This is a genomic window from Paracoccus sp. (in: a-proteobacteria), from assembly GCF_030538695.1.
Lineage (GTDB): Bacteria > Pseudomonadota > Alphaproteobacteria > Rhodobacterales > Rhodobacteraceae > Paracoccus.
Genome location: NZ_JAUNTN010000019.1, coordinates 19,970 through 34,858, shown reverse-complemented (window position 1 = coordinate 34,858; position 14,889 = coordinate 19,970). Strand labels below are relative to the sequence as shown.

Genomic DNA, 14,889 nt, shown 5'->3' with positions numbered 1-14,889 from the left:
ACAGGCACCTAACTTCGGGGCTTTGTGCGCAAGGTCGGGTCCGCCTGCCGGGGATCGTCGGGCCATGGGTGGCGCGGGTAACGGCCGCGCATGTCCTTGCGCACATCGGCATAGGACGTATCCCAAAACCCCGGAATATCGGTCGTCACCTGCACCGGCTTTTGCCCCGGCGACAGCAGCGTGACCCGCAGCGGCACACGGCGGCTGCCCACCACCGGATGCGAGGTGGTGCCGAACATCTCTTGCAGGCGGATTTCGATGGCGGGGGCCTCGCCTGCATAGTCGATCGGCACCCGGCGCCCCAGCGGGCTGGTGAAATGCGCAGGCGCCAGCCGGTCCAGCATCTGCTGCCCCTCCCAGCCGATCAGGGCTTTCAGCGGCTCGGTCAGGTCCAGACCGCGCAGATCGGCGCGGGTCCGGGCTTTGGTCAACCACGGCAGTAACCATTCCGGGTCGGCCAGCAGGCTGGCGTCATCCACCGGCGGCAGATCATCGGGGAACAGCGCAATCCGCGCCCGCAGCCGGGCCGCTGCCGGTGTCCAGGGCAGGCCGATATCGCGCAAGCCGTCAAAGGCGGCGCGGGCCAGCGCGTCGGGGTCGGCACCTTCATCGTGACGGTCGGACAGGATCAGCGCCCCAAGCCGTTCCTGCCGCCGGGTCAGCACCCGGCCTTCGCGCCGGGACCATGCGCAGACGGTTTGCGCGGCGATACGGTCGGGGAACAGGTCGCGCAGCTCGGCCTCGGTCACGGGCAAGGCCAGCCTGATCCGCGCCTCGCGCCCCGCGCCGTCAAGGTCGGTCGCCACGATAAAGGGCGCGCCGACCTCACCTTCGGGCAAAATCCCTCCACGCCCGCCTGACAGCAGATAGCGCGGCGCATCACCAGTGCGGCGCTGGCCAATCCGGTCGGGATAGGCCAAGGCCGCCATTGCGCCCGGCGACAGGTCGGGGCCATTATCCGCAAGCGCCCGCAGGCGTTTGGCTTCGGCCCGGATACGCTCAATCGTGGCGCGGTTGGCATCGGCAGGCGGTTGGCGCAAGGCCCGCAGCCGCCGCATCAGGTCACTGTCACCGCGCAAAGGGTCACGATCCGCCAGCAGCGCCGCCAGATCCGCCGCACCCCGCCCCGCCACGGCCAGCATATGCGCCAGCCGTGGGTGCGTCGGGAACCCCGCCAGAACCCGCCCATGGTCGGTGATCCGCCCCACAGCATCCAGCGCCCCAAGGTCGGCCAGCAGGGCGCGGGCCTCGGCCAGCGCGGCTTCGGGCGGCGGCGTCAGAAAGGCCAAATCAGCGGCATCCGCCCCCCATTGCGCCAGCTCCAGCGCCAGCCCGGTCAGATCCGCGCTGGCAATTTCGGGCGGGGCAAATGCGGGCATCGCGCCTTCCTCGGCCCGCGCCCACAGGCGATAGCACACCCCCGGCGCGACCCGGCCTGCGCGGCCACGGCGCTGTTCGGCCTCGGCCCTGCTGGCGCGTTCCGTCACCAGCCGCGACATGCCCGAGGCCGGATCGAACCGCGCCCGCCGCGCCCGTCCGGCATCCACCACCACCCGCACCCCCGGAATGGTCAGCGAGGTTTCCGCGATCGAGGTCGCAAGCACAACCCGCCGCCGCACCCCGGCAGGGGCCAGCGCCGCCCGTTGCGCCCGAATGTCCATCGCGCCAAACAGCGGCAACACATCGGCATCCAGATCCAGCGCGGCCGCCACACGGCGGATCTCGCCCTCACCCGGCAAAAAGGCCAGAATCGTGCCTTCGGTTTCCGCAAAAGCCTGAGCAATCAGCCGCGCCATTTCCGGTTCCAGCCGGGCCTGTGCGGGCAAGGGGCGGTCCAGCCAGCGGGTTTCCACCGGAAAGGCGCGGCCCTCGCTGACCAGCACCGGCGCATCATCCAGCAGCGCCGCAACCGGGGCGGCGTCCAGCGTGGCCGACATCACCAACAGCGCCAGATCGGGACGCAAGGCGGCACGGGCTTCGATCAGCAGGGCCAGGCCAAGGTCGGCGTTCAGACTGCGCTCGTGGAACTCGTCAAAGATCACGCAGCCGACGCCGGGCAGGTCGGGCGCGGATTGGATCATCCGGGTCAGGATGCCCTCGGTCACGACCTCAATCCGGCTGCCCGCCACGGATTCGCCGCGCATCCGATAACCGACACGCGCACCAGGGGCCTCGCCCAAGGCCTCGGCCAGCCGCTCGGCTGCGGCGCGGGCGGCAAGGCGGCGCGGCTCCAGCATCACGATTTTGCCCGGCACCGTATCCAGCAGCGCCAACGGCACCCGCGTGGTCTTGCCCGCCCCCGGCGGCGCGACCAGCACCGCACGCCCCTGCGCCACCAGCGCGGCGACAAGTTCGGGCAGAACCGGATCAATGGGTAAAGCGTTAGACATGCGCAGGTTATGGCGCAGGCCCCGCCCCTACACAACGGGCGCGGTCACGCCTATCTTGCAGGCGAAGTGAAAGGGGCAGAAATGCGGCTTAGCGATTTGACCGAAGGCGCGATCTCGGCCATCGGGCTTGGCGATCCGGTGATCCGGCTGGGTGTGACCGGCCTCAGCCGGGCGGGAAAGACGGTGTTCATCACCTCGCTGGTGGCCAATCTGCTGGACCGGGGCCGGATGCACGCGCTGCGCGCGGCGGCGGATGGCACGCTGACGGCGGCCTATCTGCAACCGCAGCCCGACGATACCGTGCCACGGTTCGACTTTGAAAACCATCTGGCCGCGATGACCGGGCCGGAACCCTTCTGGCCCGAAGGCACCCGTCACGTCAGCCAGTTGCGCCTGTCCCTGCGCCTGCAACCACGCGGCTGGTTCGGGCTGACCGGGCCGCGCACGGTGCATCTGGATATTGTCGATTATCCGGGCGAATGGCTGCTGGACCTGCGGCTGATGGACAAGACCTATGCCGAATGGTCTGACGAGGTGCTGACCCGGATGCAGGGCCGCCCCGGCGCAGATGCGTTCATGGCCGCGCTGGCTGCCGCACCCGATGCTTTTGCGGAACCCGCCGCGCAGGCGCTGACCGCCGCCTATACCGCGCATCTGCACGCCGCCCGCGATGCGGGCTGGTCCGACTGCACCCCCGGCCGGTTCTTGCTGCCGGGAGAGATGGACGGTTCGCCCGCGCTGACCTTCGCCCCGATGCCCGCCGCGAAAACCCCATTCTACCGCGAGATGTCGCGCCGCTTTGATGCCTATAAATCCCACGTGGTGCGCCCGTTCTTTCGTGACCATTTCGCCCGCATCGACCGTCAGGTGGTGCTGATGGACGTGTTGGGCGCGATCCACAACGGCCCGCAGGCGGTCGAGGATATGCGCCGCGCCATGGCTGACATCCTGACCGCTTTCCGCCCCGGCCGGGCGGGCTGGCTGGCGCAGCTTCTCGGCACCCGCCGGGTCGAACGCATCCTGTTCGCCGCGACCAAGGCCGACCACCTGCACCATATCCAGCACCCGCGCCTGACGGCGATTCTGACAGCCCTGCTGCGTGAAGCCCGTGACCGCGCCGATTTTTCCGGCGCCCGGACCGAGGCCATCGCCATCGCCGCCCTGCGCACCACGACCGAGGACATGATCCAGCAGGACGGCCACGACCTGCCCGCCGTGCGCGGACGGCTGATGGACGGGCGGCAGGCGGCGCTTTACCCCGGCGAGTTGCCCGCCGACCCGGCGGAATTGCTGGCCCCGGCACGGCGCGGCGCGACCCGCTGGCTGGACGGCGATTATTCGATCATGTCCTTTGCCCCCGCACCTTCGACGCTGAAACCCGGCGACGGCCCGCCCCATATCCGCCTTGATCGCGCCGCCGAGTTCCTGATCGGAGACCGCCTGTGACCGACGATACCCCAAATATGCGCCGCCCTGTCCTGATCGAGCTGGACGCCCCGGCCACCACCAGCCGCCCACAACCCCGGCACGACCTGAGTGGCGATGCACCCTCGCCCGCCGATGCGCCCCCGGTCGAGGACGCCCCGGACGCCCTGCCCCGCCCGCGCACCATGGAAATGGTCGCCCGGCTGGTGTCGCGCCCGCCCTCACGGCTGACGCGGTTCTTCCTGAACACCGGCGCGGCGCTGCTGACCTTTCTGCTCTCCGTCGCCGCGCTGGAGTTCATCAATAATCTGCTGACCCGCTATCCGCTGCTTGGCTGGATCGGGGTCGCACTGTTCGCCGGTTTCGCGCTGGCGGCGCTGGCGATGGCGTGGCGCGAATACCGGGCTTGGGCGCGATTTGGCCAGTTGGACCGGCTGCAACGCAAGGCAGGCACGGCGCTGGCCGATGATAATGCGCAGGCCGCAAAATCCGTCGTGCAGGATCTGGACCGGCTTTACCACAAACGCCCGGAAATGGACTGGGGCCGCGCCCGGCTGGCCGAACATCTGACCAGCAGCTACGACGCCCACAGCCTGTTGTCGGCGGCAGAAGCCGACCTGCTGACTCCGCTGGACCAGGCCGCCCGGCGCGAGATTGAGGCCGCCGCCCGCACCGTCGCCGCCGCAACGGCACTGATCCCGCTGGCGCTGGCCGATGTGCTGGCGGCGCTGGCAGCAAACCTGCGGATGATCCGCCGCATCGCGGAAATCTACGGCGGCCGCGCCGGTGCTGTCGGCGGCTGGCGGCTGGCCCGAACCGTGATGACCCACCTGATCGCCACCGGCGCCGTAGCCGCAGGCGACGACCTGATCCACACCATCGCCGGCGGCGGGGCGCTGGCCAAGATCAGCCGCCGCTTTGGTGAAGGCGTAGTCAATGGCGCCCTGACCGCCCGCGTCGGCATCGCCGCGATGGAGGTCTGCCGCCCGCTGCCCTTTATCCAGCAACCCCGGCCCAAGGTCGGCAACCTGCTGTCACGCGGGCTGAAAGGTTTGTTCGGTCAGGACTGACGCCCGCACCATCTTTTGTCCCCAAATATCCCCGCCGGAGGCTCCTGCCCGCGCCGCCGGCGCAGCCTCGCCACAAGAGCCTTGCCGCCCGCCACCTTGCCGGGCTATGGGCGGCGCATGGATATGCAACGCTATCGCCCTCACCTGATCGCAACCCTGTCGATTGGCCTGCCGCTGATCGGCAGTCATATCGCACGGATGCTGATTGGCGTGGCCGATACAATTATGATCGGCTGGTATGGCGTGGACGAACTGGCCGCGCTGGTGCTGGCCAACTCGGTCTATTTCATCTTTTTCCTGTTGGGTGCGGGCTACGGCTTCAGCGTCATGGGCGTGATTGCCGCCGCCATTGCCCGTGATGATGAGGTCGAGGTCCGCCGTGCCACCCGCATGGCACTGTGGCTGTCGATCATCCATTCGACCTTGTGCCTGCCATTCATGTGGTGGTCCGGGCCGATTCTGGTTGCTTTTGGTCAGAACCCGGAACTGGCGGCGCTGGCGCAGGACTATAACCGCATCATTGCCATCGCCCTGTTCGCCGCCTTGGGCGGGGCGACGCTGACCAGCTATCTGGCGGCGCTTGGGCGGACGCAATTCGTACTGTGGCTGACGGTGGCGGGACTGCCCGTCAACGTGTTCCTGAACTGGGTGCTGATCTTTGGCAATCTTGGTGCGCCGGAAATGGGCGTGCAGGGCGCGGCCATCGCCAGCCTGATCACCCAATGGGCGCAACTTGCGATTATGGTCGGCTATGCTGTCTGGCTGCCTGCGGCACGGAAATACGCGCTGCTGGTGCGATTCTGGAAACCAGACTGGCTGGCCATGCGCCAGGTGTTCATGCTGGGTCTGCCGGTCGGGCTGGCGATGCTGGCCGAGGCGGGGATGTTCACCGGCACCAACATTATGATGGGCTGGATCGGCAAGATCGAGCTGGCCGCGCATGGGATCGCGCTGCAAGTCGCCTCACTGACCTTCATGGTGCCGCTTGGACTTGGCAATGCCGCCACCATTCGCATCGGCCAGATGCAGGGGCTTGGCGACAAGCAGGGCATGGCCGAGGCCGCCCGCACCGTGATCTGGCTGGCGGTCGCTTTTTCGGCACTGACGGCGGCGGTGTTCATCCTGACGCCCGGCCCGATCATCGCGTTGTATCTGGATAGCACCAACCCGCAAACCCCGGTGATTATTTCAACGGCGGTGATCCTGATGTTTTGGGCCGGTCTGTTCCAGCTTGCCGATGGCACGCAGGTTGCGGCCATGGGCTTGTTGCGGGGCGTGCAGGATACGGCGGTGCCCATGATGATCGCCAGCATTGCCTATTGGATCATTGGCCTGCCTGCGGGCTATCTGTTCGCCTTTACCTTTGGCTTTGGCCCGCAAGGGTTATGGATGGGGCTGCTGGTGGGGTTGATTATCGCCGCCGTCCTGCTGCTGCGCCGGTTCTGGCGCGGGTGGGCGCGGGGGGACTGGACCCCGCCACGACAGGCGGGCTAACCTGACGGCGCAAACGCCCCGTTGAAAGGCCCGCCATGCGCCCCGTCTTTGTCCAGATCCGCTGCCAGCCCGGCCAGACCTATGCCGTGGCCGAAGAAATCTATAGCCGCGAGGTCGTCTCGGAACTCTATTCGACATCGGGTGATTACGACCTGCTGGCCAAGGTCTATATCCCCGAAGATCAGGATACCGGGCTGTTTCTGAATGGGGCGCTGTTCGGCATCCCCGGCATCGCGCGCACCTTGACGACGATCACCTTCAAAACCTTCTGACAGACACATGACCCGCATCCCTGATTTCGCCCCGATCCCGTCGGGCCTGCCCGCAACCGTCCCCTTCACCGGCCCCGAAACGCTGGAGCGCCGCCGGGGCGCCCCGTTCCGCGCCCGGCTTGGCGCGAATGAGCTGGGCTTTGGCCCCTCGCCCCGTGCGGTCGCAGCGATGGCGCAGGCGGCGGCCGAGGTCTGGAAATACGGCGACCCGGATAATCACGACCTGCGGCACGCGCTGGCCGCGCATCACCGGGTCACGCCGGAATCGGTGATGGTGGGCGAAGGCATCGACGGGCTGCTTGGCCTGCTGGTGCGGCTGATGATTGCGCCGGGCGATGCGGTCGTGACCTCGGACGGGGCTTACCCGACGTTCAACTATCACGTCGCAGGCTTTGGCGGGGTGCTGCATAAGGTGCCTTACCGCGACGATCACGAAGACCCGCAGGCGCTGGCCGAACGCGCCCGTCAGGTGGGGGCGCGGCTGACCTATCTGGCGAACCCGGACAACCCGATGGGCAGCTTTGTCCCCGGCACCGAGATCGAGGCGATCCTGGACCATCTGCCGGAAAGCGGGCTGCTGGTGCTGGACGAAGCCTATGCCGAATTCGCTCCGCATCAGGCGCAGGCCCGCATCGCCGCCGATGACCCTCGCACAATCCGGTTCCGCACTTTTTCAAAGGCTTACGGCATGGCAGGCGCACGGATCGGCTATGCCATCGGCCACCCCGACCTGATTGCGGGCTTTGATCGTATCCGCAACCATTTCGGCGTGAATCGCATTGCGCAGGTGGGCGCGCTGGCGGCTTTGCAGGATCAGGACTGGCTGACCCATATCATCGCCAGCGTGACCACCACCCGCGACCGGATTGCTGCAATCGCGGCGGAAAACGGACTGAAGGCGCTGCCATCCGCCACCAATTTCGTCTGTATCGACATGGGCCGCGACGGCGACCATGCCCGGCGCGTTCTGGCGGAGCTGACTGCACGGGATATTTTCGTCCGGATGCCCTTTGTCGCGCCGATGGATCGCTGCCTGCGGATCAGCACCGGCCCACAGGCAGAGCTTGACGCGCTGGCCGAGGCGCTGCCCAAGGCCATCGCCGCAGCGGGTTAAACATTCATCTTGCCCACCAGCGGCACGTCATCCTGCGGGGTGACGTTGTGACGTTCGATCATGCGATGCACCAGCGGCGGGCCTTCGCCCCGGTGCAGGGCGCGCAGGGCCTCGGTCACGCCCGCATCGGATTTGGTGCGGCGCAGGTTGTGGCGGATGTATTCATCCCAGGTGGCGATGTGATAGCTTTCTGACCACATCTGCGGATGCTCAAGATCGCGCAGCAAGGCCCAGTTCCGGGCGCCGTCCCGGCGGCGGATCGCGCGGCGGCGCTGCATCAGCGCCAGAAACTGCGGCACGTCGGCCGGGTCAATCTGATAATCCACCATCACGAAAATCGGCCCCGAGCGACCTTGCAGGTCCAGCCCAAGCGCGGGCGCCTTGAAGCGGTTCACCGGGTCCAGATCCAGCGATGAGAACTCGGGCTGGCGGAACCAGAAGCCGATCAGCGCCCCCGCCAGCAGCACCAGCGCCGCCGCGCCAAGCGCCGCCTGCCAGCCATAGGCGCTGGCGACCGCGCCCCAAACCCAAGACCCCGCCGCCATACCGCCAAACACCGCCGTCTGATACAGCGCCAGCGCCCGCGCCACCACCCAGCGCGGCGTCGAAAGCTGCACCGTCACGTTGAACAGCGACAGCGCCAGCACCCAACTGATCCCTGCCGGAACAATCGCCAGCGCGTGCAGCCACATGCTGCCCGTCAGCGCCAGCACCCCGGCAGCCAGCGCAAAGCCGGTAAAGGCAAGCTGCACGATGGTTTCATTGCTGAACCTCTCGCGGATCAGCGGGTTCAGCCCCGCGCCGATGATCGCGCCGATACCATAGCAGCCCATCAGGATGCCAAAGAACAGCGAGCCGCCCTCGGGGTGGGATTTCGCCACAAGCGGCAGCAGCGACAGCACCACGATTGAGGCAAACCCGAACAGCGCCCCCCGCGCCAGAACCCGCACCAGATTGGGCGACAGCGCCACATAGCGCAGCCCGGCAGCAACGGCAGGGCCAAAGGGTTCAGGGCTGGTCGTGGGCGGCTCATACTGCGGCCGCCAGCGCAGGATCGCACCGATCAGCGGCAGATAGCTGACCGCATTCACCGCAAAGGCCACCGCTGCCCCGAACAACGCCGTGATGATCCCGCCAATCGCCGGGCCAACGCTGCGCATCATGTTGAACCCGACCGAGTTCAGCGTGATGGCCGCCGGCAAGTCCTGACGCGGAACGATGTCGCGCATACTCGCCTGCCAGGGCGGGTTGTTCATCGCCTGCCCCAGCCCGATCAGAAAGGTGAACCCCAGCAGCAGAAACGGGTTCAGCCAGCCCGCAAAAGCCGCCACCGCCAGCAGAACCGACACCAGCGCCATGCCGGACTGCGCAATCAGGATCAAACGGCGACGGTCGAAAATATCGGCCAGCGCCCCGGCGGCCAGCGCAAAGATCATCACCGGCAGCGTGTTCGACGCCTGCACCAGCGCAATCAGCGTCGCCGAATCGGTCAGTTGCGTCATCAGCCAGGCCGCACCGACCGCCTGCACCATGCCGCCGAAATTGGACACCAGCATGGCCGACCACAACATACGGAATTGCGGGTGTTTCAGCGGCGCAAGAGGCGAAGGGCGGGATGGCACGGCAGGCTTTCCTTGATCTGCTGTCAGGTTAGGCAGCGCGACGATCCGCCGCAAGATGCTTGCGAAAACTGTTGCGCGGGCCTGCGGTTCCGGCAATCGTCAGGTCAAGGGCCGCGGCGATGGCGTCGCCGCTGCAACCGGCCCGATCCTCCGGCACGCCAGGAACGCCGCGCAACCGCGCGATCCAGAGGGGATACCCATGAACCGACCCGAGACCTACGCCTTTCACAACGGCACCAAGGCCACCCTGCCCTTTTCCGCCGCCGAATATGATGCCCGCCTGACCGGGCTGCGGGCCGCCATGGCGGACCTTGGGGTGCAGGCGACCGTGCTGACCTCGATGCAGAATATCGCCTATTATTCGGGGTTTCTTTATTGCAGCTTTGGTCGCCCCTATGCGCTGGTGGTGACGCCGGAAACCAGCGTGACGATCAGCGCCGGAATCGACGCAGGCCAGCCGTGGCGGCGCTGTCACGGCGACAACCTGACCTATACCGATTGGGCGCGGGACAATTACTGGCGGGCGGTGGCCCATGTCGCAGGCACCGGCCGCACCATCGGGTTCGAGGCCGACCACCTGACACTGGCGCAATCGGCGCGGCTGGACGCGTTCCTTGCGCCCGCGGCCCGCATCGACATCGCCCCCGCCACCATGCAACAGCGGATGCGCAAATCCCCGGCCGAGCTGGTGCTGATCCGGCACGGCGCGAATGTCGCGGATGTGGGCGGCTATGCCATGCGCGACGCCGTGACCGAGGGCGCGCGTGAACTGGACGTCGCAATGGCGGGCCGCGACGCGATGGAACTGGAAATCGCCCGCCGCTTTCCCGACGCCGAATACCGCGATACATGGGTCTGGTTTCAATCCGGCCTGAACACCGACGGCGCCCATAACCCGGTCACGGCACGGGCGATGCAGTGCGGTGACATCTTGTCGCTGAACGCCTTTCCGATGATTTCCGGCTATTACACCGCGCTGGAACGCACCATGTTCGTGGGCGAGGTCGATGCGGCCAGCCTGCGCTATTGGCAGGCCAATATCGGCGCGCATGAATACGGGATGAGCCTGTTGCGCCCCGGTGCCTCTTGTGCCGAGGTCACGGCAAAAATCAACGACTGGCTGGCGGAACGCGAGTTGCTGCAATACCGCACCTTTGGCTATGGCCACAGCTTTGGCATCCTGTCGCATTACTATGGCCGCGAGGCCGGGCTGGAGCTGCGCGAGGACATCGACACCGTTCTGGAACCCGGCATGGTTATCAGCATGGAACCGATGCTGACCATCCCCGAAGGCAGCCCCGGCGCGGGCGGATACCGGGAACATGACATCCTGATTATCACCGAGGACGGGGCCGAGGACATCACCCATTACCCCTATGGCCCGGATTTCAACGTGGTTGGTTAAGAAAACAGGCCCCCGCTGCATCGCAACGGGGGCCGCACATTCTGCGGGCGAGTCCATGTCGCGCCGCAGTCTGGTTCTGGTTGGCTGGTCCTTAGCTGGCGCGGTTCACCAGACGGATCAGCAGCAGCAAGATCACCGCACCAAGCGTTGAATAGATGATCGCACCGATCAGCGAACCCGCGCCGCCGATGGACAGACCAATCGCCGGAAACAGGAACGATGCAAGCACCGCGCCCAGAATACCGATGACAATGTTCATCACGATCCCTTGACCGTGACCTTTGACCAATTGCCCCGCCAGCCACCCGGCAATGGCACCGATGATAAGAGCCGTCAGAAGGCCTACAGCACTGAACATAATAACATATTCCCCATTCACAGCATGCACCGGAGGGCCTCACGGCGCTTCACAATAGGGTAACGATCCAGCAAGCCAAGGGTTCCGATAAGGGATTGATATTTGCCGAAACGCAACACATACCGCAGCATCGCTTTTACTCTGGCTTGACGATTCCTCTATAGAAACGATTTTGGCCTGTGGATTTCGGTCCTCTTGCCTGCCGCCATCTGCTGTAGCCTGGGATCGAAGCAAGACATGCAACCGCTGCTATGGCAGCACCGCCTGCCAGCGGTGTTGCCAGCCGTAACGAAGGAATGTTTCTGATGCGTTTTACGCCCATCGCTTTGGCTGTCGCGCTTGGCGTGGCCGCCTGCGCCCCCGCCCCGGCTCCGACCGCAAATCAGGCCCCCATCGCCACCATGAACATGGTGCCGCAGGAATATCAGGCCCGCGTTGACAAAGGCCCGAATGGCGAGCCGATCGACATTGTGGCCGTCAACCCGGCCTATCTGAACGACCGCAACCGCCGCCAACTGGTCAATTACAATGGCTCGGAAGCGCCCGGCACCATCGTCGTGGACCCCTATGCCCGCTTTGTCTATCATGTCCGCTCGGGCGGTCAGGCGATGCGCTATGGCGTCTCGGTTGGCAAGGCCGGTCAGGGCTTTGCCGGCACGGGCAACATCGCCCGCAAGGCAGCATGGCCAAGCTGGACCCCGACCGCGAATATGGTTGCCACCCAGCCGGATCTGTATGGCCCGCTGAAGAACGGCCTGTCGGGCGGGTTGCACAACCCGCTGGGCGCACGCGCGCTGTATCTGTATAAGGGCAATGTCGATACCATGTATCGCATCCACGGCACCATGGACCCGTCGTCGATCGGCAAGGCAACCTCGGCTGGCTGTATCCGTATGTTCAACCAGGACATTCTGGACCTGTATCAAGAGGTTGACCGCAACGCCCCGGTCGTCGTGCGCACCGCCGCGCAGAGCCGGGCGCTGGAAGGTGATCTGGTGCAAGATCCGCAGGGCTATCTGGTTCCCGCCGGGCAAGTTGCCTATGCCGCACAATAAGCGGCCAACCTGACCGAACAGACGCCCCGGACCTGTGGTTCGGGGCGTTTTCCTTTGCCCCCGGACCTGCTACAAGCGCGGCAGACTTATTAACCAAAGCCCCCATATGCGCCGCTTTCCCGTCCTTTTGCGCTTTGCGCCCGTTTGCCGTCCGCACCGCCAATCCGTCATCCGGCAACATGCCTCGCGCTGGTCTGGCCGGCTGTTGGCTGGCCTGCTGGCGCTGGCCGTTCCCGCGCAACCCACCCTTGCGCATGAGGCCGTGGACGCCCGGCTTGGCCTTGCCCCGGTGCGGCAATCCGATGACCGCCGCTGCACCGATGACGGCGCGACCTGTATCGGGTTGGAAACCTATGTCCCCGATGTCTGCCGCGTGATCGAGCGGGCCTCGACCGAAAACGGGCTGGACCCGAACTTCCTCGCCCGGCTGCTGTGGAAGGAATCGCTGTTCGAACCCGGCGCTATCAGCCCGGCAGGTGCGCAGGGTATCGCGCAATTCATGCCGGAAACCGCCAAGATCGTCGGGCTGGACGACCCGTTCAACCCTGCCAAGGCGATTCTGACCTCGGCCCGCTATCTGAAATCGCTGACCGACGGTTTCGGTAATATCGGCCTTGCCGCCGTCGCCTATAACGGTGGAGAGAACCGCGCCGCACGCTTTCAGGGCGGCAGTCAGGTTCTGCCCTATGAAACGCAGGATTATGTCGAGGCCATCACCGGCCATAATGCCTGGGCATGGCGCGACAACCCGCCCGGCCCGGACAAGCTGAATCTGGTGCTGGACCCTGACCTGCCCTTCCATGATGCCTGCGTGAAACTGGCCGGGAACCGCACCCTGCGCGAGTTCAAGACCGAGCGTCGCGCCAGCCCTTGGGGGGTCATCATCGCATCGCACCCCACCCGTGCCGGGGCGCAGCGCATGGCCAGCCGCATCCGCCCGGCTCTGGATGGTCAGCAGGTCGCCTATGTCCGCCGCAAGATCGCCGGCAATCCCCGGATGCTTTACACGGCGCAAGTCGGCTATCAATCCCGCGCCGAGGCCGCGCGTTTCTGTGCGCGCCTGCAAAATATCGGCGCCCGCTGTATCGTTCTGCGCAACTGATCCCCCTGTTTATCCGAACCGAATCATGCCCTGCCCCTTTCATAGCAGCAGGGCATGAATCATCCGTTAACAGGCGTCAGTCGCGCCAAGAGACCGCCGACAGATCATTCGCGGGCGTCGGCGCATTCTCCCACAAACCTTCCAGCCGCGCATCGGCCACCCCGGTCTTGGCAAGCTGAAACAGAAACACGTTGACGTAATCATCCGCCAGCATCTTCTGAGCCTGCCGCAACAGATCAGACCGCTCAGTCGGATCAATCGCCCGGTCCAGCCGCGCCATCAGGTCACGGAAGCCCGCGCTGTCATAGTTGAAATAATAGCCGTCGCGCCCGTAAATCCCGATGTCCAGCGGCTCGACATGGCTGATGATCGACAGGTCATAATCGGCATTCTTATGCACCTGATCCAGCCATTGCGCCCATTCCATATTGGTGATCTGCGTCTTGATCCCGACCGCGCGAAGCTGCTCTGCCACAATCTCGCCGCCACGCCGGGCATAAGGCGTCGGCGGCAGCGCCAGCCGCAGGGTCAGGTCGCTGACGCCCGCCTCGGCCAACAATTTACGCGACAGATCGGGGTCATAAGCAGATTGCGCCGTCAGATCGACATAATCCGGGTGATGCGGCGCGAAATGCGTGCCAATCGGTGTGCCATAGCCAAACATCGCACCGTCGATAATATCCTGACGGTTGATCGCATGGGCAATCGCCTGCCGCACGCGAACATCATCCAGCGGCGGGCGGGCATTGTTCATGGCGATAATGGTTTCGCCCTCGGTCGTGCCGGTCATCACCTTGAAGCGCGGATCAGCACCCAGTTGCGCCAGCGTTTCAGGCGCCGGATACAACGGAAAAGCGTCCACATCCCCGGCCATCATTGCCGCAAAGGCGGCCGTCGGATCGCTGATGAACCGAAACGTCGCCCGCGCCAGCCGGGGCTTTTCGCCCCAATAGCCGTCAAAAGCCGACAGATCCACACGATCCCCCTGCCGCCACTGGTCAAAGCGGAACGGGCCGGTGCCAATAGGGTAGGTGGCGTTATTTGCCGCACTGGCCGGATCGACGATCACCGCATCGCCCCACGCCATCTTGAACGGAAACCCCCCATCCGGTGCCGTCAGAGTGACGCGCACGGTTTGCGGGTCAACGGCCTCGACCGTCTCGATCCCGGCGAACAGCGCCTTTTGCGCATTCACGCTGTCATCGGCCCGCGCCCGGTCAAGGCTGAATACCACGTCCGAGGCATCAAAATCCGCGCCATCGTGGAACTTTACCCCGTTTTGCAGGTGGAACAGATAGGTCCGACCATCATCCTGCACATCCCAGGACCGAGCCAGATCGGGCAAAATGCTGCCATCCGGGCCGAACCGGGTCAGGCCCTGAAAGATGTTGGCATAGGTGATTTCATCAATCGCGGCGGCAGCGCCTGCGGTCGGATCAAGGTTCGGCGGCTCCAGCACCATGCCCAGCGTCACCGCATCCGGCGCGGCCCATGCGGGCGCGGCCAGCAACACCGCCACGGTCGTCAGAAACTTGCGCATCCCATCATATCCCCCCTGCTGAATGCGAGGGGGAAGATGGCC

General features: G+C 65.6%; 12 protein-coding genes. 8 read left to right on the top strand and 4 right to left on the bottom strand.

What is annotated here, in order from left to right; genetic code table 11:
• Positions 1 to 8: 8 nt before the first annotated feature.
• On the bottom strand, positions 9 to 2,390 hold the full coding sequence (hrpB, locus tag Q4G24_RS11795; RefSeq protein WP_303366733.1) for an ATP-dependent helicase HrpB: 2,382 nt from the start codon (positions 2,388 to 2,390) through the stop codon (positions 9 to 11).
• Between the two features lie 81 nt (positions 2,391 to 2,471).
• Here hrpB and Q4G24_RS11790 point away from each other — a divergent pair, with 81 nt between their 5' ends.
• From Q4G24_RS11790 to Q4G24_RS11770, 5 genes are all read left to right on the top strand, one after another.
• Complete coding sequence (locus tag Q4G24_RS11790) at positions 2,472 to 3,836, top strand: YcjX family protein (RefSeq protein WP_303366732.1); 1,365 nt, start codon at positions 2,472 to 2,474, stop codon at positions 3,834 to 3,836.
• Positions 3,833 to 4,885, top strand: coding sequence for a YcjF family protein (locus tag Q4G24_RS11785; protein ID WP_303366731.1), 1,053 nt, complete (start codon positions 3,833 to 3,835; stop codon positions 4,883 to 4,885). The genes Q4G24_RS11790 and Q4G24_RS11785 overlap by 4 nt, the downstream gene beginning before the upstream one ends.
• Positions 4,886 to 5,002: 117 nt before the next feature.
• A complete protein-coding gene (locus Q4G24_RS11780) occupies positions 5,003 to 6,379 on the top strand; it encodes an MATE family efflux transporter (protein WP_303366730.1) in 1,377 nt (458 codons plus the stop codon).
• Positions 6,380 to 6,414: 35 nt separating this feature from the next.
• Positions 6,415 to 6,651: an Lrp/AsnC ligand binding domain-containing protein gene (locus tag Q4G24_RS11775; protein ID WP_303366729.1), complete on the top strand. Its 237-nt coding sequence runs from the start codon at positions 6,415 to 6,417 to the stop codon at positions 6,649 to 6,651.
• Positions 6,652 to 6,658: 7 nt separating this feature from the next.
• On the top strand, positions 6,659 to 7,765 hold the full coding sequence (locus tag Q4G24_RS11770) for a pyridoxal phosphate-dependent aminotransferase (RefSeq protein WP_303366728.1): 1,107 nt from the start codon (positions 6,659 to 6,661) through the stop codon (positions 7,763 to 7,765).
• On the opposite strand, the gene Q4G24_RS11765 is transcribed toward Q4G24_RS11770, so the two are convergent.
• Positions 7,762 to 9,387, bottom strand: coding sequence for an MFS transporter (locus tag Q4G24_RS11765; RefSeq protein ID WP_303366727.1), 1,626 nt, complete (start codon positions 9,385 to 9,387; stop codon positions 7,762 to 7,764). The two genes, Q4G24_RS11770 and Q4G24_RS11765, sit on opposite strands and share 4 nt — an antisense overlap.
• 199 nt (positions 9,388 to 9,586) lie before the next feature.
• Here Q4G24_RS11765 and Q4G24_RS11760 point away from each other — a divergent pair, with 199 nt between their 5' ends.
• Complete coding sequence (locus tag Q4G24_RS11760; protein ID WP_303366726.1) at positions 9,587 to 10,792, top strand: aminopeptidase P family protein; 1,206 nt, start codon at positions 9,587 to 9,589, stop codon at positions 10,790 to 10,792.
• Between the two features lie 91 nt (positions 10,793 to 10,883).
• Here Q4G24_RS11760 and Q4G24_RS16635 read toward each other — a convergent pair whose 3' ends face one another.
• On the bottom strand, positions 10,884 to 11,051 hold the full coding sequence (locus Q4G24_RS16635; RefSeq protein WP_368660940.1) for a GlsB/YeaQ/YmgE family stress response membrane protein: 168 nt from the start codon (positions 11,049 to 11,051) through the stop codon (positions 10,884 to 10,886).
• A 404-nt stretch (positions 11,052 to 11,455) separates the two neighbouring features.
• On the opposite strand from Q4G24_RS16635, the gene Q4G24_RS11750 reads away from it, so the two are divergent.
• Positions 11,456 to 12,205, top strand: coding sequence for a L,D-transpeptidase (locus tag Q4G24_RS11750; RefSeq protein WP_303366724.1), 750 nt, complete (start codon positions 11,456 to 11,458; stop codon positions 12,203 to 12,205).
• Positions 12,206 to 12,311: 106 nt separating this feature from the next.
• A complete protein-coding gene (locus Q4G24_RS11745; RefSeq protein WP_303366723.1) occupies positions 12,312 to 13,307 on the top strand; it encodes a lytic transglycosylase domain-containing protein in 996 nt (331 codons plus the stop codon).
• Positions 13,308 to 13,383: 76 nt separating this feature from the next.
• Here the strand turns inward: Q4G24_RS11745 and Q4G24_RS11740 are convergent, their stop codons facing one another.
• Positions 13,384 to 14,847, bottom strand: a complete 1,464-nt coding sequence (locus Q4G24_RS11740) for an ABC transporter substrate-binding protein (protein ID WP_303366722.1) — start codon at positions 14,845 to 14,847, stop codon at positions 13,384 to 13,386.
• Between the last annotated feature and the right edge of the window lie 42 nt (positions 14,848 to 14,889).

Coding starts and splice junctions, on each gene's coding strand:
- Q4G24_RS11750 (WP_303366724.1), top strand. CDS start 11,456: ATGCGTTTTACGCCCATCGCTTTGGCTGTCGCGCTTGGCGTGGCCGCC.
- Q4G24_RS11760 (WP_303366726.1), top strand. CDS start 9,587: ATGAACCGACCCGAGACCTACGCCTTTCACAACGGCACCAAGGCCACC.
- hrpB (WP_303366733.1), bottom strand. CDS start 2,390: ATGTCTAACGCTTTACCCATTGATCCGGTTCTGCCCGAACTTGTCGCC.
- Q4G24_RS16635 (WP_368660940.1), bottom strand. CDS start 11,051: ATGAACATTGTCATCGGTATTCTGGGCGCGGTGCTTGCATCGTTCCTG.
- Q4G24_RS11790 (WP_303366732.1), top strand. CDS start 2,472: ATGCGGCTTAGCGATTTGACCGAAGGCGCGATCTCGGCCATCGGGCTT.
- Q4G24_RS11745 (WP_303366723.1), top strand. CDS start 12,312: ATGCGCCGCTTTCCCGTCCTTTTGCGCTTTGCGCCCGTTTGCCGTCCG.
- Q4G24_RS11770 (WP_303366728.1), top strand. CDS start 6,659: ATGACCCGCATCCCTGATTTCGCCCCGATCCCGTCGGGCCTGCCCGCA.
- Q4G24_RS11775 (WP_303366729.1), top strand. CDS start 6,415: ATGCGCCCCGTCTTTGTCCAGATCCGCTGCCAGCCCGGCCAGACCTAT.
- Q4G24_RS11740 (WP_303366722.1), bottom strand. CDS start 14,847: ATGCGCAAGTTTCTGACGACCGTGGCGGTGTTGCTGGCCGCGCCCGCA.
- Q4G24_RS11780 (WP_303366730.1), top strand. CDS start 5,003: ATGGATATGCAACGCTATCGCCCTCACCTGATCGCAACCCTGTCGATT.